Source organism: Corynebacterium sp. NML 150383 (assembly GCF_002285085.1).
Taxonomy (GTDB): Bacteria; Actinomycetota; Actinomycetes; order Mycobacteriales; family Mycobacteriaceae; genus Corynebacterium; species Corynebacterium gottingense.
In genome coordinates this window covers 69,986-86,991 of record NZ_NSGK01000004.1, presented here as the reverse complement: position 1 = coordinate 86,991, position 17,006 = coordinate 69,986, and the positions used below count along the sequence as shown (strand labels likewise).

The window sequence follows — 17,006 nt, the reverse complement described above, 5'->3', positions numbered from 1 at the left end:
GCATTCTGCCGCTCCCGCCCATCACGCATCACGCCGTGATCCCACAGAATTTTTAGTGAAAATCATGGCGAAAGTCACAGCGCTGGGGTAGAAATATCTGTATGACTGCTTCCTACGTTTCAGACCGTTTTCCCGGCCCGGACCCGTACGCAGCGTTGAAGGACCTGCCGTCGTTCCCGCTTAGCTCCACCGACTTCGAGGACGGCGCCGAGCTGCCCGACTCCCTGGTCGGCGACGATGCCACGTCGCCTCAGCTGGCCTGGTCCGACCTTCCGGAGGGGACCAAGTCCCTGGCCATTACGTGCTACGACCCAGACGCGCCGACGACCTCTGGCTTCTGGCACTGGGCCGCGTTCAACATTCCGGTGAGCACGCAGTCCATTGCGACCGGCGATGCGTCCAAGGAGGACTTGGGCGTCGGTGCGATCCAGCTGGTTGGTGATTCGGGCGCGCCTGGCTTCTACGGCGCGAACCCGCCCGCGGGGCACGGCCCGCACCGCTACCTGTTCGCGGTGCACGCGGTCGACGTGGAGGAGCTGCCGGCGGACCAGATCGCGAACCCGACGCAGCTCGGCTTTAACCTGTACTTCCACAGCGTGGGCCGCGCGATCGCGTGGGGCTGGACCGAGACCAAGTAGACCGATCCGTCATGGCCCCGCTTCAACTTCGCGTCGGCGGAGCGTTTATCACGCTCGCCGCCGCGCTCTTCCTCTTTACTATTCTCTCGGTCTTGCGTGGTGAGGAGCTCTTTGCCCTCACACTCCAAACCCTGACCGTCCTCATCGCTGCGGTGATCATCGGCGCGTTCGCTACGGTGAGCACCTCACACGAGGGTTCGCGCACGCAGGTCGCCGCGCTTATTATCGCGCTCGTGCTCATCGGCTTGGGCGTCGCGTTGCCTACGCACACGCTCTTCTACACGCAGACGTACTGGCCCGCCCTGTGGGGCGTCGCAGCGTTACTCTGCGCCATCGTGCTGCGACGCACTACGCGCCCACGGGCGTAAGCGGGGGAGCGACTACCGCAGGTAGGGCAGCTCGCTGCCCACCGCCTGCGCGATGTTTTCCAGCCCGTGGGCGCGCACCTGCGCCGCGATCCCGCGGTGAATACGGCTGATCCAGGCCGGACCGCCGTAGATGAACCCGGTGTAGCCCTGGAGAAGGCTGGCGCCTGCGGCGATGCGCTCCCACGCCTGCTCCGGCGTGGAAATACCCCCAACGCTCATGAGCGTCAGCTGGTCGCCCACGCGCGCGTGCAGCCGGCGCAGGACCTCAAGGGCGCGATCGTTCAGCGGCGCGCCTGAGATACCACCGGCGCCCATCGCTTCCACCTCATCCGCGGGGGTGCGCAGGCCCTCGCGCGAAATGGTCGTGTTGGTGGCCACGATGCCGGCGAGCCCCAGCTCCACGGCCAGGTCGGCGACCGCGTCGATGTCCTCGTCGGAGAGGTCCGGGGCGATCTTGACCAGCACCGGAGTGGCGGTGGACTCTGCAACGACGGAGAGGATCGGGCGCAACTCCTCAACCGCCTGGAGGTCGCGCAGGCCGGGCGTGTTTGGCGAGGACACGTTTACCACCAGGTAGTCGGCGTGTGGCCCCAGCACGGTGGCGCCGGCCCGGTAGTCCGCCACCGCGTCGGTCGCCGTCTTGTTCTTGCCGATGTTGATGCCCACAATGTCGTCCGACTTCCGGGCGTCCAGGTTCAGCGCGGCGGGCAGGGCGCCGTCGTTGTTGAACCCCATGCGGTTGAGGATCGCTTTGTCCGCGGGGAGGCGGAACAGGCGCGGAGCCGGGTTACCGGGCTGCGCCTTCGGCGTGACCGTCCCGACCTCCGCGTAGCCAAAGCCGAGCGCGCCCCACGCGTCGAGGGACGACGCGTTCTTGTCAAAGCCGGCGGCAAGGCCCAGCGGCGCGGGGAAACGAACGCCAAAGCACTCCTGCTCGAGCGCGGAGTCGTGCACGCGCACGACGCGCTCCGCGAGTCGGTTCACCGGGCTCGCCACGTGCAGCGCGCGCAAGCCTGCGTTGATGATCCCGTGGATGCGCTCGGGCGGAAGGAGGAACACCGCCTTCAGCGCGGCGGCGTACGCCGCGTCGTAGGCCGCTTCGGAAGCCTTCGTCAGTTGCGTACCGTCGGGCAGGGAGTGCATTGCTTTTTGGAGAAACGTCATGATTAACCCTCGTTGTGCTGGGAGGAAGGAGACTGTTGGGTCGGGGCGTCGGCCGCTGCGGTCGCCGCCGGCAGTTCGTCGAGGTGGAGCTCGTCCGGCTCAACGACCTGGAGGCCGCCGCCGGAGGCGGAGGCGATGAGCAGCGTGGCGTCGTCAAGCGTGGCAATGCTCTGCGCATCGCCCACCGTGGCCAGCTCACCCCGCTGAAGCGGAACGCCGCGCGAGATGTCGTAGCCGGTGGCGGTGTTCGTCGCCGTCGAGGTGACCCACGCGACCTGGTTGCTGTTGTCCCAGGCGGCGTCCCACGGGCTCTCCGGGACCGGGGCCATCTGGTGCAGACGGATGATGTCGTCGGTGGTGTAGACGAGGAGCTGGTCGCCCGTGGCGTCGGCGGCAAGCAGCAGACCATTCGCCCCGGCGGCGATCTTGCCCACACCGAGACCTGCGCGCAGTGTGCCGCCCTGGCGCCCGTTGCCCCAATCGATGTCCTGGACGGTGGTGTCGAAGCGGTTGGTACGCACGACGCTGTCCGCCTGGCCGTCGACGGGTACGGCCTGGAGCTGGTCGGTCTCGCGCGCCACCGAGAAGGTGTCCGCGAGCTCACCGTCGCGGTAGAGCCAGACATCGCGCTCGCTGTTGCTGCCGGCGAGCACGTCACCACTGGAAGTCACCGTCGCGGACGTTACGCGCTCATCCACATCGAGCGTGTCCGCCTGCCCGGGGTCATCGGCGCGCACCAGCATGATCGAGGTGCCGCAGCCCAGCGCGAACGTGCCCGCGTTTGCAGAGACATCGCCGCACTCGCCGGAAAGCGGATGCGCGGCGGCGCTGCCGTCCCGCAGCTGGTCGAGGGTGCCCACCGTGAGTGCATTGGCGGTGCGGACGGCGATCACGCCGTCGGTGGTGTCGAGGTCTTCGATGGCGTCGAAGGGGAAGACCGTCCCGGCGGGGTCCGCGGCCTGCGGCGACGGATCGGGCGTCGCGTTGCCCATGCTTTCTTCCAGCTGGTCACCCGTCACATCCGAACCGCAGGCGACGAGCGCCAAGGACGTCGCGGCCGCGAGCGCAACGGCAAATCTCTTTCCGTATTTCACAACCCCTAACCCTAGCAACCTGCCAGCTTCGCTCCGGCCGTGTGTGTTCGGTCCCTGCAGCCACTCGCGGGTAGTGTGTTCTGCCATGACTGATCCGACACAGTTGGCCGAATCCATGTCCTGGGTTCAGGTCATCGTCCTCTCTATCGTGCAGGGGCTCACCGAGTTCCTTCCGGTCTCTTCGTCCGGGCACCTCCGCATCGTCTCGCAGCTCTTCTGGGGCGAAGACGCCGGCGCGAGCTTCACCGCCGTCATTCAGCTGGGGACCGAGCTCGCGGTCCTGGTCTACTTTGCCAAGGACATCTGGCGCTACCTCTCCGGCTGGTTCGTCGGCCTTGCAAACAAGGACAAGCGCGGTTTTGACTACCGCATGGGCTGGATGGTCATCGCCGGCACCATCCCCGTCGCTGTGTTGGGCGTCCTGCTCAAGGACCTCATCCGAGACAACTTCCGCAACCTCTGGATTACCGCGACGGTGCTCATCATTTTCTCGCTCGTCTTCATTCTTGCGGAGCGCCGCGGCACCAAGACCCGCGGCTTCGAGGACCTGACCATGAAGGACGCCGTGCTCATGGGCTTCTGGCAGTGCCTCGCGCTGATTCCGGGCGTCTCCCGCTCTGGCGGCACCATCTCCGGCGGCCTGTTCCTCAACCTCGAACGCGAGGTGGCCACCCGCTTTAGCTTCCTGCTCGCCATTCCCGCAGTGCTCACGTCGGGCCTCTTTTCGCTTCCCGACGCCTTCAACCCCGAAAGCGGACAAGCCGCCAGCGGCAGCCAACTCCTCATTGGTTCCGCCATCGCGTTCGTCCTTGGCTACGTCTCCATCGCCTGGCTGCTGAAGTTCGTGTCCAACCACTCCTTCGCCTGGTTCGCCGCGTACCGCATCCCGCTCGGCCTCGTGGTCATGCTGCTGCTGGGAACCGGCGTGATGGCGGCAGGCTAAGAGCCATGGGGCCAGCGCACAGCGTCGATTAGCGGAGCCCCCGGCAGCAGTGGGTAGGGTAGTGGCCATGCAATCCTGGCCTACTCCTCATGTCGCTGCTGTTGCTGGCATCCCTCGCCCCCTGCAGCTGTACGACACCGCGGATCAACACGTTCATGCCGTCGACGTCACGCCGAACGCCAACGGAGAGGTGGGCATGTACGTCTGCGGCATTACCCCGTACGATTCCACGCACCTCGGGCACGCCGCGACCTACCTGACCTTTGACCTGGTGCACCGACAGCTGCTGGCCAACGGCCACAAGGTGCACTACGTCCAGAACGTCACCGACGTGGACGACCCCCTCTTCGAGCGCGCGGATCGTGACGGCGTGGACTGGCGCGAGCTCGGCCGCAGCCAGATTGCCCTGTTCCGCAGTGACATGGAGGAGCTCTCCGTGATCCCGCCGCGCGACTTCATCGGCGCGATGGAAGCTGTCGACGAAGTTGCCGCCATGGTGCAAACGCTGCTGGACAACGGTTCCGCATACCGCCTCGACCAGGGCGACGTGTACGCGTCCATTCACGCCACCGAGCAGTTTGGCTACGAGTCCAACTACGACCGCGCCACGATGGAAACCTTCTTTGCAGAGCGCGGCGGCGACCCCGACCGCGAAGGCAAGCAGGATACGCTCGACGCACTGGTGTGGCGCGGCCCCCGCAAGGGCGAGCCCGCGTGGCAGACCAAGATCGGCCCGGGGCGCCCCGGATGGCACGTCGAGTGCTCCGCAATTGCCACGAACCGGCTGGGGCGCACCTTTGCCATCCAGGGCGGCGGTTCAGACCTCGCTTTCCCACACCACGAGTTCTCCGCCGCGCACGCGGAGGCGGCCTACGCGGAACCGCGCATGGCGGGCCACTACGTGCACTCGGGCATGATCGCCCTCAACGGCGTGAAGATGTCCAAGTCGCTGGGCAACCTCGTGTTCGTGCACAAGCTGACCGCGCAAGGGCACAGCGCCGCCGCGATCCGACTCGCCGTGTTTGCCGGGCACTACCGCGAGGACCGTGACTTTTCCTACCGCGGCCTCGAGGCCGCAGAGCAGCGCCTGGCCCGCTGGCAGGAGCGACTCGCGCAACCCGTCACGGAGGCGGAAGCACTGGCCAACGTCAACGAGCTGCGCACCGCGCTGGCGGACGACCTGGACACCCCGCGCGCCCTGCGGGTGTTGGACATGGCCCGCGGCGACCACGACAACATCCTGGTGAACGCGATCGACGGCCTGCTCGGGGTGCGCGTTTTCGCGTAGTCGATCACAATGGGAAGCATGACGCAACCAGAGACCTCGATTCGCGCCCGACTGCAGCCGGACGTTGACCAGTTCATCGATGACCTCCGCACCTTTGCCACCGGCTCCTACCTGCAAGAAAGCGACAAGGAGCTGTGGGAGCAGCCGTTCGACCCGGAGGCGCTGCCGGAGCTCAAGCAGATCATCGAGATGTTCCTTGACGCATTCGACCTCATTGAGCCTTCCCCGGACGGAGAGCGGTTGAAGGCCCTCGTGCAGCCGTTCTACGACAACCTGGAGCAGTTCAACGCCAAGCACGAGTACGCGGTGCTGGAACCGGAGGAGAAGTCGGAGCTTGCGGACGTGGTCCGTCGCGCCGCAATCGCTTCCGGCGCGGACGACGAGGCCCTCGGGGAGCTGCCCGACTTTGAGTAGCGCGAACGCCGCTCCAGCAGCCATCTTCTGGGACATGGACGGCACTCTCATCAACACCGAACCCCTCTGGGCGGAGGCCACGTTCGAACTCTCGGAGAAGCTCGGACGCAGGCTGTCCCCTGAAGAGCGCAAGAAGACTGAGGGCGCGAGCTTCGCGGAATCCCTGGGCATCTGCGCGCGGTGGGCGGGCTACGAGCTTGCCAACGGCGAGCAGGACGAGCTCCGCGCCTGGATGTACCAGCGCATGGCCGAGAAGTTGGCCGGCGGTATCGAACTCAACCCGGGCATCCGCCCCCTGCTCGAACAGCTGTGCGCTGCCGGGGTGCCCATGTTTGTCACAACGAACACGGAGCGCACTCTGGCGGACCGTTGTATCGCGGCCATCGGCGCGGCACTGTTCACGGACTCCATCACGGGCGACGAGGTCACCCGCCCCAAGCCGGCACCCGACATGTACGAAGAGGCAGCGCGCCGGGTTGGTGCTCCCACCGCGGAGTGTCTCGTGGTGGAGGACTCCTGGACTGGCATGTCCGCCGCCGCGGCGTCCGGGTGCCGCGTCCTCGGGCTCGGCGACCCGGTCCCGAGCGGGGTCTACCAATTCGACCCGGCTCGCTTTGTTGGCGCCACCGCGGAGGATCTCTTTTCCTGGTTTGCCACGGCGGCGCGCGAGGTCCACTAAGGTTTGAAGGCGTGAAATCCTTCGATGACCTTTTCGCAGAACTGACCCAAAAGACCGCGGACCGCCCGGCTGAGTCCGGTACGGTTGACGCCTTGGACAAGGGCGCGCATTTCATTGGGAAGAAGATCATCGAGGAAGCCGGCGAGGTCTGGATCGCCGCCGAATACCAGTCGGACGAGGAGCTGGCCGAGGAGATGAGCCAGCTGCTCTATTGGACGCAGGTGATGATGCTCAAGCGCGGCCTCACCCCGGACGACCTGTACAAGTACCTCTAGATCCCCAGCGGAGAACCACCCATGGAGAAATCGTTGATCAAGCTCGCCGTTCCAAATAAGGGTTCGCTCTCGGAGCACGCGCTGCAGGTGCTCAAGGAGGCCGGGTACAAGGGCCGCGGCGCGAACAAGGCGCTCAATATTGTTGACGAGCCCAACGGCGTCGAGTTCTTCTTCCTCCGCCCGAAAGACATCGCCATCTACGTTGCCCAGGGCCACCTCGACCTGGGAATTACCGGCCGCGACCTCGCCGCAGACTCCCGCGCGCAGGTCGAGGAAGTCCTGGACCTCGGGTTCGGCTCCTCCACCTTCCGCTTTGCCGCGAAGCAGGGCGAGCAGTGGGCGGTCGAGGACCTCGCAGGCAAGCGCATCGCCACCTCCTACCCACACCTCGTGGAGGACTACCTCGCCCAGCGCGGGATTACCCCCAGCCAGGTCATCCGCCTCGACGGGGCAGTGGAGATCTCAATCAAGCTCGGCGTCGCCGACGTGATCGCGGACGTCGTCTCCACGGGCGCCACCCTCCGCCAGCAGGGGCTCGCTCCGTTCGGCGAGCCGATTATTTCCAGCGCGGCGGTCGTCGTGAAGCGCCAGGGCATGCAGCTTGACGACGCCCACGTGAAGGTCCTCAACCGCATCGAGGGCATCCTCAACGCGCACAACTACCTGATGATCGACTACAACGTCTGCCGCGATAACCTCGATGCGGTACTGGCGCTGACCCCGGGCATCACGGGGCCGACGGTCTCGCCGCTGTCGCGCGAGAACTGGGTTGCGGTCCGCGCGATGGTCCCGCGCGCGACGGCTAACCAGGTGATGGATCAGCTGGCTGAGCTGGGCACAGAGGGCACGATCGCCACTGAGCTGCGCATCGCGCGCCTCTAGTTTTCACCCCCGAAGCGGGCAAATGATGAGCGGTAAAAGTCCGTTCCGTACGATGGTCCGCATGACGACTCGCAAAGAAGAAGACCTGCTCGGCACGATGGACGTCCCGGCGGACGTCTACTACGGCATCCACACCCTGCGCGCCATGGAGAATTTCCAAATCTCCGGCGAAACGATCAATGATGTGCCCGATTTTATTCGCGGCATGGTGCAGGTGAAAAAGGCTGCGGCGCTGGCCAACCGCCGCCTGCACGCGCTGCCCAAGGCAAAGGCGGAGGCGATCGTGTGGGCCTGCGACCAGATCCTGGAAGAAGGGCGCTGCATGGACCAGTTCCCGATCGACGCGTTCCAAGGCGGCGCCGGCACCTCGGTGAACATGAACACCAATGAGGTCGTGGCGAACCTTGCGCTGGAGCACATTGGCAAGGACAAAGGCGAGTACAGCGAGATCAACCCGAACGACGACGTGAACATGTCGCAGTCGACGAACGACGCGTACCCGACCGGCTTCCGCCTCGGCTTGTATTACGCCGTCCAGGGCCTCATCGAGGAATTCGACCTCTTGCAGAAGGCGTTCCGCGCCAAGGGCGATGAGTTTGCGGACATCATCAAGATGGGACGTACGCAGCTCCAAGACGCCGTCCCGATGACGCTGGGCGAGGAGTTCACCGCCTTCGGCGAGAACCTGGGCGAGGAGAACCGCACGCTGGTCAACGCGGCGAACGTGCTCCTGGAGATCAACCTGGGTGCGACCGCCATCGGCACCGGCATCAACACGCCGAAGGGCTACCGCGACCAGGTTGTTGCGGCGCTGCGCGAGGTCACCGAGCTGGAGATCCAGGCGTCCCCGAACCTGATCGAGGCGACCTCGGATACCGGCGGCTACGTCATGATGCACGGCGCGATCAAGCGCGCTGCGATGAAGATGTCCAAGATCAGCAACGACCTGCGCCTGCTGTCCTCCGGGCCGCGCGCCGGCTTCAATGAGATCAACCTGCCGGAGCGCCAGGCCGGCTCGTCGATCATGCCGGCGAAGGTCAACCCGGTCATCCCCGAGGTAGTCAACCAGGCCTGCTTCAAGGTGTTTGGCAACGACCTCACCGTCTCCATGGCGGCGGAGGCCGGCCAGCTGCAGCTCAATGTGATGGAGCCGGTGATCGCGCAGTCACTGTTCAGCTCTATTTCGCTGCTCTCCAACGCGGCGCGCACGCTGCGCGAGAAGTGCGTCACCGGGATCACCGCCAACAAGGAGGTGTGCGAGGCCTACGTTGCCAACTCGATCGGCATCATCACCTACCTCAACCCGGTGATTGGCCACCACAACGGCGACCTGATTGGCAAAGAGGCCGCGGCGACCGGCCGCGGCGTCCGCGAGCTCGTCCTGGAGAAGGGGCTGCTCAGCGAGGAGGAGCTCGACGCGGTGCTAAGCAAGGAAAACCTCATGCACCCGGAGTACCGCGGGAAGCTCTACGTCGACGAAGACTAGGCCGACATCAAGCACGCCACATTGATCGGGGGTGCGCGGGTGCCGGTGGCGTGGCGTCTATAGGCGCAGGCACCCGCGTTGCAGGGGAGGGGCACGCACCGCGAGTTGGAATGGTCGTACCATCCGGGCGATAATGGTACGCGATTTATATTCGTTGAACTCGTGAGGGGAATGGTCTGTGTCGCTGCTGCTCGTCGTGCACATCATCATCCTGTTCGGTGCCATTGTGCTGGGCGCGCGGATGGGGTCCATCGCTATCGGTTTCGCCGGCGGGCTCGGGGTGCTGCTCCTCGGCGCGACCGGCATCCCGGTGAGCGCGGAAGCGATCCCGTTCGACGTCATCGGCATCATCATGTGCGTGATCGCGGCGATCTCCGCCATGCAGCTCGCCGGCGGAATGGACTATCTGGTGTACCTGGCGGAGAAGTTCCTGCGCAGCAACCCGAAGCGGGTGACCGTGTATGCGCCGGTGGTCACCTGGCTGATGACGGTGCTGGCGGGCACCGGCCACACCGCCTTCTCTACGCTCCCCGTGATCGTTGAGGTGGCGAAGGAGGGCAAGGTGCGTCCGTCGCGGCCGCTTTCTGTCGCGGTCATTGCCTCGCAGATGGCTATTGTGGCCTCGCCGATCTCCGCGGCCGTCGTGTTCATGGCCTCTCTCCTGGAGGATCACGGGGTGGGCTATCTGCAACTACTCGCGGTGATGCTCCCGGCGACGCTGCTGGCCATCTTCCCCACGGCGTGGCTGGCCAACCGCCTGGGCAAGGATCTCGAGGACGACCCCGTGTACCAGCAGCGTGTGGCTGACGGGCTCGTCGCGCAGCCGCAGGCGTCCGCGGAGTTCGCACCGAAGGCGGGCGCGAAAACCTCGGTGGGCATCTTCGTCGCCGCGATCCTCATCGTGATGGCCTACGCCACGTTGATCTCGGACCAGATCGGGCTCATTCCGAACCCGACGGTGCCGCGCAACGAGGCCATCATGGCGATCATGCTGTCAGCCGCCGCCATCATCCTCTGGGTGACCAAGCACGCAGCGGCCGAGGTGCTCACCACCCAGGTGTTCCGCTCCGGGATGTCCGCCTGCGTGTGCGTCCTGGGCGTGGCGTGGCTCGGCACGACGTTTATCAACTACTACATCGACGACATCCAGGCGGTCGCCGGCACCGTTTTGCAGGCGCAGCCGTGGCTGCTGGCCGTGGTCCTCTTCTTCGCCGCGTGCCTGCTGTACTCGCAGGCGGCGACGGCGAAGGCGCTCATGCCGGCAGCGCTCGCCATCGGAGTGAGCCCGCTCACCGCCGTCGCCGCCTTCCCGGCGGTCTCGGCGCTGTTCGTGCTGCCGACCTACCCGACGCTGCTCGCGGCGGTGGAGATGGATGACACCGGCAGTACCCGCATCGGCAAATACGTTTTTGACCACCCGTTTATCGCCCCCGGCGTCGTCTGCATCTCCACGGCGATCCTGCTGGGGTACGGCATCGGCGCCCTCGTGCTCTAACGACACATCGCACGGGGGGTGGCGTCCCTGGCACCGGGTACTGTGGTGGTATGTCAGACACCACAGCAACGCAATCTGCGTCCCAAAACCACACCCCGAAATCCGACGTTGAGATCGCGCAGGCGCACCAACTCGCGCCCATCTCGGACATTGCGGCGAAGGCCGGCGTTTCGGCCGACGCGCTCATCCCGTACGGCACGCACATGGCCAAGGTCGACGTGACCAAGCACCCGGGTCAGCCGAAGGCGAAGCTTGTCCTGGTCACCGGCGTGTCCCCAACCCCCGCCGGGGAGGGCAAGTCCACGGTGCTCATCGGGCTTACCGACGCCCTCTCGCTCCTCGGCCACAACGCCATGGTCGCGCTGCGTGAGCCCTCCCTCGGCCCCGTCATGGGGATCAAGGGCGGCGCGGCCGGTGGCGGCTACGCGCAGGTCGTGCCGATGGAGGACATCAACCTCCACTTCACCGGTGACTTCCACGCCATCACCTCAGCCAACAACACGCTCGCGGCGCTGATTGATAACCACATCCACCAGGGCAACGAGCTGGGCATCGACCCACGTCGCGTCACTTGGCAGCGCTGCCTGGACGTGAACGACCGCTCCCTGCGCAACGTGGTCACCGGCCTCGGCGGGCCGACCAGCGGTGTTCCGGCACAGACGGGGTTCACCATCACCGCCGCCTCGGAGATCATGGCCATCCTCGGCCTGGCCACGGACCTGCAGGACCTCAAGCGGCGCCTGGCCAACATCACCATCGGCCTCACCTACGACCAGAAGCCGGTCACCGCGGGCGACCTCGGCGCGGAGGGGGCGATGGCGGCACTGCTCAAGCAGGCGATTCACCCGAACCTGGTACAGACCCTCGGCGGCACGCCCGCGTTTATCCACGGCGGCCCCTTTGCCAACATCGCGCACGGCTGCAACACGCTGCTGGCCACCCGCACCGCGATGCAGTACGCGGACATCGTGCTCACGGAGGCCGGCTTCGGCTCCGACCTTGGCGCGGAGAAGTTCTTTGACATCAAGGCACGCTACGGCGACCTGGACGTCGCCGGTGCAGCCGTCGTCGCCACCGTGCGCTCGATCAAGTACAACGCCGGCATCGCGCGCGAGGAACTCAAGCAGGAAAACGTCGATGCGCTGGAGCAGGGGATTGCCAACCTGGAGCGCCACGTGGACAACATCCGCAAGTTCGGCGTAACCCCGGTGGTCGCCCTCAACCGCTTCGACACGGACACGCCGGCGGAGCTTAAGTGGGTCCGCGACTGGGCGGAGCGCACCGGCGTGGCCATCGCGGAGGCCGACGTGTGGGCCAAGGGCGGTGAGGGGGCCACGGAGCTGGCGACCACGCTGCTGGACAACTTGACCGAGGGCACGTCCACGCAGCTCTACGACCCGGCCAACGGTATAGAGGCCTCTATCGAGACCATCGCGCGCGAGATCTACCGTGCAGACGACGTCCAGTACTCGGCGGCCGCCCTGCGCGACCTCAAGATGCTCAAGGACAACGGCTTTGACACGCTGCCGGTGTGCGTGTCCAAGACGCAGTACTCGTTCTCGGACGACCCGCAGCAGCTCGGCGCCCCGGAGGGACACACGCTGCACGTGCGCAACCTCATCCCGCGCACCGGTGCCGGGTTCGTCGTCGCGCTGACCGGCGACGTCATGACCATGCCCGGCCTGCCCAAGAAGCCGGCGGCGAACAACATCGACGTCGACAACGAGGGTCGCGTCTCCGGGCTGTTCTAATCCTCTGGCGAGGTGGTGCCGTCCGCCGCGGAGCCCGGCCAGCCCGGGTACTCCGGCGGCGTTCCGCCGAACTCGGGGCACAGGTCCTGGAATGCGCACCAGCCGCACAGCTTGGACTTCTTCGGCCGGAAGTGACCGTCCTTCCCGTCCGCCTCGATCTTCGCCCACAGGTCCGCGAGGTCGCGCTCGAAGTACTCCAGCTCCTCGCGCGACGGGGTGAGGATCATCGAGTCCATAACCTTGAGGTACATCAGCCGCAGCTGGGTGGGGATGGTCTGGAACAGCCGCCAGTACACGAGCGCGTAAAACCGCATCTGGAACTGCGCGTCCTGCGAGTAGCGGGGCAGTGGCTTCTTCCCGGTCTTATAGTCCACCACGCGAACCTCGCCCGTGGGCGCGATGTCCACACGGTCGATGAATCCGCGCACGGGCACCCCATTGGGCAGGACGGTGTTCACGTACATTTCCTGCTCGTGCGCGTCGAAACCGAGCGGATTTTCCATGTGGAAGTACCCGCGAAGCAGCTCGCGTGCGGCTTGGAAGAGCGCCAGTTCGTTGTCAATCGGCTCCGCGCAGCTCGGGTCCTTCTCGCACATTTCCTCCCACGCCGGCTTGATGCGCTTGACGGCGGCCGGGAACGTGCGCTCCGCACGCGGCCAACCGAACATTTCCTCGAGCACCGCGTGCACCAATGTGCCTTTGACCTGCGCTTCCGTGGTCGGCTCCGGAATCTTGTCAATGGTGCGCAGCCGGTATTGCAGCGGGCAGCGCTGGTAGTCGGAGGCGCGGGACGGGGAAAGTGCGAGCGGTCGTGGAGTCATCGTGTCCCACATTTTAGAGTGGAGGTATGCACGCTCGCTTCATCGACTTCCTCCACACCAGCCCCAGCGCCTTCCACGCCGCGCACAACGTCGCGCAGGCACTCACCGCGCAGGGCTTTTCGCTTATCGACGCCACGTCGCCCGCCCCCGCCGACCCGGCCGCACCCGGCGGCCACGTCCTGGTCGACGGCGGCGCCGTCATCGCGTGGTGGGTCCCCGAGCACCCGCGCCCGCGCTTCCGCATCGTCGGCTCCCACACGGACTCGCCGGGCCTGATGGCCAAACCGCAGCCGGACTTCCAGCGCGAGGGCCTGCGCCAGGTGGCGGTGGAGGTGTACGGCGGACCAATCCTGCAGACGTGGCTGGACCGAGACCTGCGATTTGCCGGACGGGTGGTCACCGATGATGGCGCGCAGCATCTCGTGGATACCGGCGCCGTCGCCCGCGTGCCCAACCTGGCAATCCACCTCTACCGCGCCGACGCGCCCACCGTGGAGCGCCAGGCGCACACGCCGCCCGTCCTCGGCGGGGATCGACCGCTCATGGAGCTCGTCGGTGAATCTGCCGGCGTGGACCCGCAGCGCATCGTGTCCCACGAGCTCATCACCGCCGACGCGCAGCGCGGCGAGCTGCTCGGGGACATGCTCGCCGCCGGGCGCCTGGACAACCTTTCCAGCGTGTGGGCATCGCTCGAGGCGCTGCTGGCCGCGAAGAACGCCGCCCAGGACATCCTGGTGCTCGCCGCATTCAACCACGAGGAGGTCGGCTCCGCGTCGACCACCGGTGCCGGCGGCCCGCTCCTCGAGCGCGTGCTGACCCGCATCGCCCGCGAGGTCGGCGAGCCCTTCGACGTGTTTGCTGAATCGTTCCAGGTCTCCGCGGATGCCGCGCACGCCGTCCACCCGAACTACCCGGAGAAGCACGACCCAACGCACCGGCCGCGCCTCAACGGGGGGCCGGTGCTCAAGATCAACGCGAACCAGCGCTACGCCTCGGACGCGGTCACCGAGGCGGAGTGGCTCCGCGCCTGCCGCGCGGCCGAGGTGCCCTCGCAAACCTTCGTGGGCAACAACAGCGTGCCCTGCGGATCCACGATCGGGCCGATCTCATCGACGCGCATGGGCATCCGCACCGTCGACGTGGGCGTGCCGCTGCTGTCGATGCACTCGGCGCGCGAGCTGTGCGGCGCGCGCGACATGGAGTACTTCGTCCGCGCGCTCACCGCGTTTTACGGTGCGCGAGCCGAGTAGGGCATACTTAGGCGCATGTATTCAGGCCCGTTCCAAGCAGGAGACAAAGTCCAGCTCACCGACGCGAAACGCCGTCACTTTACGATCCAATTGGTCGAGGGCGGCCAGTTCCACACGCACAAGGGCATCGTCATGCACGATGACATCATCGGCGCGGACGAAGGCTCGGTGGTCAAATCCACGCTGGGCAGTGACTACCTGTGCTTCCGCCACCTCCTGGTCGACCACGTGCTGTCCATGCCGCGCGGCGCCGCGGTGATCTACCCCAAGGACGCCGCGCAGATCCTGGTGGAGGGCGACATCTTCATGGGCGCGCGCGTGCTGGAGGCGGGCGCGGGCTCCGGCGCGCTGACCATGTCGCTGTTGCGCGCGGTCGGGCCCGAGGGCCGGGTGTTCTCCTACGAAATCCGAGACGACCACCTCGCCTTTGCTAAGGACAACGTGGCCGATTACTTCAACGGCACCCCGGAGTGGTGGACCCCGCGCTTAGGCGACTTCGGCGAGATCACCACCGAGGACCTCGACGGCCCGGTCGACCGCGTCATCCTGGACATGGTCGAGCCCTGGCACTTCATCGACACGGTGAAAAACGTACTCATCCCCGGCGGCGTGTTCATGACGTACGTGGCCACCGTGCCGCAGCTGATGAACATCATGGAAGCGATCCGCGAGGCGAAGTGCTTCACCGAGCCGCGCGCCTGGGAAACGCTGCTGCGTGAGTGGAAGGTGGAGGGCCTGGCCACCCGTCCGGAGCACCGCATGAACGCGCACACGGCATTTCTCGTGTGGACCCGCAGGCTTGCCGACGGCGTCACGCCGCCGCGCCCGCAACGCCGGGCACGCAAGTAGCTGTTACCGGCACCCACTAGTGTGGTGGGTATGGCTGGCAACACAATCAACGACGACGCATTCGGCCCCGAGCTGCGGGAACTCAAGCGCGAGAATCAGGCGATGAGCTCGCGGAACAAGAAGTTGGCGGAGCTGCTTAAAGCGAGCCGCGACAAGCTCAACGACCTGTATGCGCAGGTGGAAGCACTCGGCGAGCCGGCGTCGACGTACGGGGTGTTCCTCGAGGGATCCCCGCGCGGCCACGAGGCCGAGGTGTTTACCTCCGGACGCCGCATGCGCGTCAAGGTCGCGCCGACCGTGTCGCCGGACGCGCTGCGCCCGGGCACGCTGGTCCGCCTGGGCGACGGCGCCATCGTCGTCGAGTCCTGCGGGTACGAGGCCGTCGGCCAGCTCGCCACCCTGTCCGAGAAGATCAACACCGAGCGCGCGATCGTGGCGGACCAACAGGGTGCCGAGCACCTGGTCTACCTCGCGCAGCCACTCCGGGAGCACGCACGCGCAGGCGATACGGTCCTGGTGGACACCCGCGCCGGGTACGCCTTCGAGCGCGTCCCTAAGACCGAGGTCAACCAGCTTTCCCTCGACGAGGTTCCGGACGTCACCTACGCCGACATCGGTGGCCTGAGCTCGCAGATTGAGATGATCCAGGACTCGGTCGAGCTCCCGTTCTCGCACCCGGACCTCTACCGAGAGTTCGACCTCACCCCGCCGAAGGGACTATTGCTCTACGGCCCGCCCGGGTGCGGCAAGACGCTTATTGCCAAGGCCGTGGCCAACTCGCTGTCGCAGCGCATCGGCGACGGGGGACAGGCCCACTTCATCAACGTCAAGGGCCCCGAGCTGCTGAACAAGTTCGTCGGTGAGACCGAGCGACGCATCCGCCTTATCTTCGAGCGCGCCCGCGAGCTGGCCGAGGGCGGCCGCCCCGTCATCGTGTTTTTCGACGAGATGGAGTCCATCTTCCGCACCCGCGGCTCCGGGGTCAGCTCCGACATGGAAACCACCGTGGTGCCGCAGCTGCTCACCGAGATCGACGGCGTCGAGGGTATCGCCAATGTGATCGTCATCGGCGCAACCAACCGCGAGGAGCTCATCGACCCCGCCATCCTGCGCCCCGGACGCCTGGACATCAAAGTCCGCGTCTCGCGCCCGAACCGCGCGGAGGCCGAAGACATTCTCGCCCGCTACATCACGCCGGCTATCCCGCTCGCTGCGGCACCCGAGGAGCTCATCGCCGCGGCCGCCGACGCCATGTTCGCCCCGCGTCCGTTTGTGCGCTTGGAGCTTGTCGACGGCACGTCGCAGCTCCTCCACTATTCCGACTTCATCTCCGGCGCGATGATCGCCAACGTGGTGGACCGCGCGAAGAAGCTGGCGATTAAGGACTGGATCGGGGCGGTGGGCGTCGATAAGCAGCCCGGCGCGGTGCAGAAGGGGATTACCGCGGAGCATCTCCGGGCGGCCGTGCGCGCTGAGCAGGACGAGAGCGAGGATATGCCAAACACGGCGAACCCCGATGAGTGGGCACGCATCTCGGGCCGGCAGGGCAAGCGAGTGGTGGCCGCGGAGGTCGTCGGGTAGCAATCGGGCGAAACGCCCAAAAGTGTGC

The 17,006-nt window shown here is 66.3% G+C and carries 17 protein-coding genes; 14 read left to right on the top strand and 3 right to left on the bottom strand.

Annotated features, from left to right (window positions below):
* The first annotated feature begins 101 nt into the window (after positions 1–101).
* Both CKJ85_RS05705 and CKJ85_RS05700 read left to right on the top strand, forming a co-directional pair.
* Positions 102–638: a YbhB/YbcL family Raf kinase inhibitor-like protein gene (locus CKJ85_RS05705; RefSeq protein WP_095276558.1), complete on the top strand. Its 537-nt coding sequence runs from the start codon at positions 102–104 to the stop codon at positions 636–638.
* Between the two features lie 11 nt (positions 639–649).
* Positions 650–1,006, top strand: coding sequence for a hypothetical protein (locus CKJ85_RS05700; protein WP_095276562.1), 357 nt, complete (start codon positions 650–652; stop codon positions 1,004–1,006).
* A gap of 12 nt (positions 1,007–1,018) precedes the next feature.
* On the opposite strand, the gene CKJ85_RS05695 is transcribed toward CKJ85_RS05700, so the two are convergent.
* Both CKJ85_RS05695 and CKJ85_RS05690 read right to left on the bottom strand, forming a co-directional pair.
* Positions 1,019–2,170 (bottom strand): quinone-dependent dihydroorotate dehydrogenase, encoded by a 1,152-nt coding sequence (locus CKJ85_RS05695; protein WP_369825026.1) that lies wholly within the window; start codon positions 2,168–2,170, stop codon positions 1,019–1,021.
* A gap of 2 nt (positions 2,171–2,172) precedes the next feature.
* Entirely contained in the window at positions 2,173–3,264 is a 1,092-nt protein-coding gene (locus CKJ85_RS05690) for a hypothetical protein (protein ID WP_233126964.1), read from the bottom strand.
* 85 nt (positions 3,265–3,349) lie between these two features.
* Here CKJ85_RS05690 and CKJ85_RS05685 point away from each other — a divergent pair, with 85 nt between their 5' ends.
* The 9 genes from CKJ85_RS05685 (at position 3,350) to CKJ85_RS05645 (ending at position 12,477) form a co-directional block, all read left to right on the top strand.
* Positions 3,350–4,207, top strand: a complete 858-nt coding sequence (locus CKJ85_RS05685; protein WP_095553711.1) for an undecaprenyl-diphosphate phosphatase — start codon at positions 3,350–3,352, stop codon at positions 4,205–4,207.
* A gap of 67 nt (positions 4,208–4,274) precedes the next feature.
* Complete coding sequence (gene mshC / locus CKJ85_RS05680) at positions 4,275–5,495, top strand: cysteine--1-D-myo-inosityl 2-amino-2-deoxy-alpha-D-glucopyranoside ligase (protein ID WP_095548236.1); 1,221 nt, start codon at positions 4,275–4,277, stop codon at positions 5,493–5,495.
* 9 nt (positions 5,496–5,504) lie between these two features.
* Entirely contained in the window at positions 5,505–5,909 is a 405-nt protein-coding gene (locus CKJ85_RS05675; RefSeq protein ID WP_095553710.1) for a hypothetical protein, read from the top strand.
* On the top strand, positions 5,902–6,588 hold the full coding sequence (locus CKJ85_RS05670; protein ID WP_255395999.1) for an HAD family phosphatase: 687 nt from the start codon (positions 5,902–5,904) through the stop codon (positions 6,586–6,588). Before CKJ85_RS05675 ends, CKJ85_RS05670 begins: the two co-directional genes overlap by 8 nt.
* A gap of 11 nt (positions 6,589–6,599) precedes the next feature.
* Complete coding sequence (locus tag CKJ85_RS05665) at positions 6,600–6,863, top strand: phosphoribosyl-ATP diphosphatase (protein ID WP_095553708.1); 264 nt, start codon at positions 6,600–6,602, stop codon at positions 6,861–6,863.
* Between the two features lie 33 nt (positions 6,864–6,896).
* Positions 6,897–7,745, top strand: a complete 849-nt coding sequence (gene hisG / locus CKJ85_RS05660; RefSeq protein WP_095536152.1) for an ATP phosphoribosyltransferase — start codon at positions 6,897–6,899, stop codon at positions 7,743–7,745.
* 61 nt (positions 7,746–7,806) lie between these two features.
* Entirely contained in the window at positions 7,807–9,231 is a 1,425-nt protein-coding gene (gene aspA / locus CKJ85_RS05655) for an aspartate ammonia-lyase (protein ID WP_095553769.1), read from the top strand.
* 187 nt (positions 9,232–9,418) lie between these two features.
* A complete protein-coding gene (locus CKJ85_RS05650; RefSeq protein WP_095546372.1) occupies positions 9,419–10,726 on the top strand; it encodes an anaerobic C4-dicarboxylate transporter in 1,308 nt (435 codons plus the stop codon).
* A gap of 50 nt (positions 10,727–10,776) precedes the next feature.
* Positions 10,777–12,477, top strand: coding sequence for a formate--tetrahydrofolate ligase (locus CKJ85_RS05645; protein ID WP_095553707.1), 1,701 nt, complete (start codon positions 10,777–10,779; stop codon positions 12,475–12,477).
* On the opposite strand, the gene CKJ85_RS05640 is transcribed toward CKJ85_RS05645, so the two are convergent.
* Positions 12,474–13,298, bottom strand: a complete 825-nt coding sequence (locus CKJ85_RS05640; protein ID WP_369801144.1) for a RecB family exonuclease — start codon at positions 13,296–13,298, stop codon at positions 12,474–12,476. The genes CKJ85_RS05645 and CKJ85_RS05640 overlap by 4 nt on opposite strands.
* A gap of 26 nt (positions 13,299–13,324) precedes the next feature.
* Here CKJ85_RS05640 and CKJ85_RS05635 point away from each other — a divergent pair, with 26 nt between their 5' ends.
* Genes CKJ85_RS05635 through arc form a run of 3 tightly spaced genes read left to right on the top strand, consistent with a single transcriptional unit; the run spans position 13,325 to position 16,978 of the window.
* Positions 13,325–14,548 (top strand): M18 family aminopeptidase, encoded by a 1,224-nt coding sequence (locus CKJ85_RS05635; protein WP_095536589.1) that lies wholly within the window; start codon positions 13,325–13,327, stop codon positions 14,546–14,548.
* Positions 14,549–14,563: 15 nt separating this feature from the next.
* On the top strand, positions 14,564–15,397 hold the full coding sequence (locus CKJ85_RS05630) for a tRNA (adenine-N1)-methyltransferase (protein ID WP_095276590.1): 834 nt from the start codon (positions 14,564–14,566) through the stop codon (positions 15,395–15,397).
* A 30-nt stretch (positions 15,398–15,427) separates the two neighbouring features.
* Positions 15,428–16,978, top strand: a complete 1,551-nt coding sequence (gene arc / locus CKJ85_RS05625) for a proteasome ATPase (RefSeq protein ID WP_095553706.1) — start codon at positions 15,428–15,430, stop codon at positions 16,976–16,978.
* The last annotated feature ends 28 nt before the right edge of the window (positions 16,979–17,006 follow it).

Coding starts and splice junctions, on each gene's coding strand:
- mshC (WP_095548236.1), top strand. CDS start 4,275: ATGCAATCCTGGCCTACTCCTCATGTCGCTGCTGTTGCTGGCATCCCT.
- aspA (WP_095553769.1), top strand. CDS start 7,807: ATGACGACTCGCAAAGAAGAAGACCTGCTCGGCACGATGGACGTCCCG.
- CKJ85_RS05635 (WP_095536589.1), top strand. CDS start 13,325: ATGCACGCTCGCTTCATCGACTTCCTCCACACCAGCCCCAGCGCCTTC.
- CKJ85_RS05640 (WP_369801144.1), bottom strand. CDS start 13,298: ATGACTCCACGACCGCTCGCACTTTCCCCGTCCCGCGCCTCCGACTAC.
- CKJ85_RS05700 (WP_095276562.1), top strand. CDS start 650: ATGGCCCCGCTTCAACTTCGCGTCGGCGGAGCGTTTATCACGCTCGCC.
- CKJ85_RS05645 (WP_095553707.1), top strand. CDS start 10,777: ATGTCAGACACCACAGCAACGCAATCTGCGTCCCAAAACCACACCCCG.
- CKJ85_RS05705 (WP_095276558.1), top strand. CDS start 102: ATGACTGCTTCCTACGTTTCAGACCGTTTTCCCGGCCCGGACCCGTAC.
- CKJ85_RS05630 (WP_095276590.1), top strand. CDS start 14,564: ATGTATTCAGGCCCGTTCCAAGCAGGAGACAAAGTCCAGCTCACCGAC.
- arc (WP_095553706.1), top strand. CDS start 15,428: ATGGCTGGCAACACAATCAACGACGACGCATTCGGCCCCGAGCTGCGG.
- CKJ85_RS05685 (WP_095553711.1), top strand. CDS start 3,350: ATGACTGATCCGACACAGTTGGCCGAATCCATGTCCTGGGTTCAGGTC.
- CKJ85_RS05695 (WP_369825026.1), bottom strand. CDS start 2,170: ATGACGTTTCTCCAAAAAGCAATGCACTCCCTGCCCGACGGTACGCAA.
- CKJ85_RS05675 (WP_095553710.1), top strand. CDS start 5,505: ATGGGAAGCATGACGCAACCAGAGACCTCGATTCGCGCCCGACTGCAG.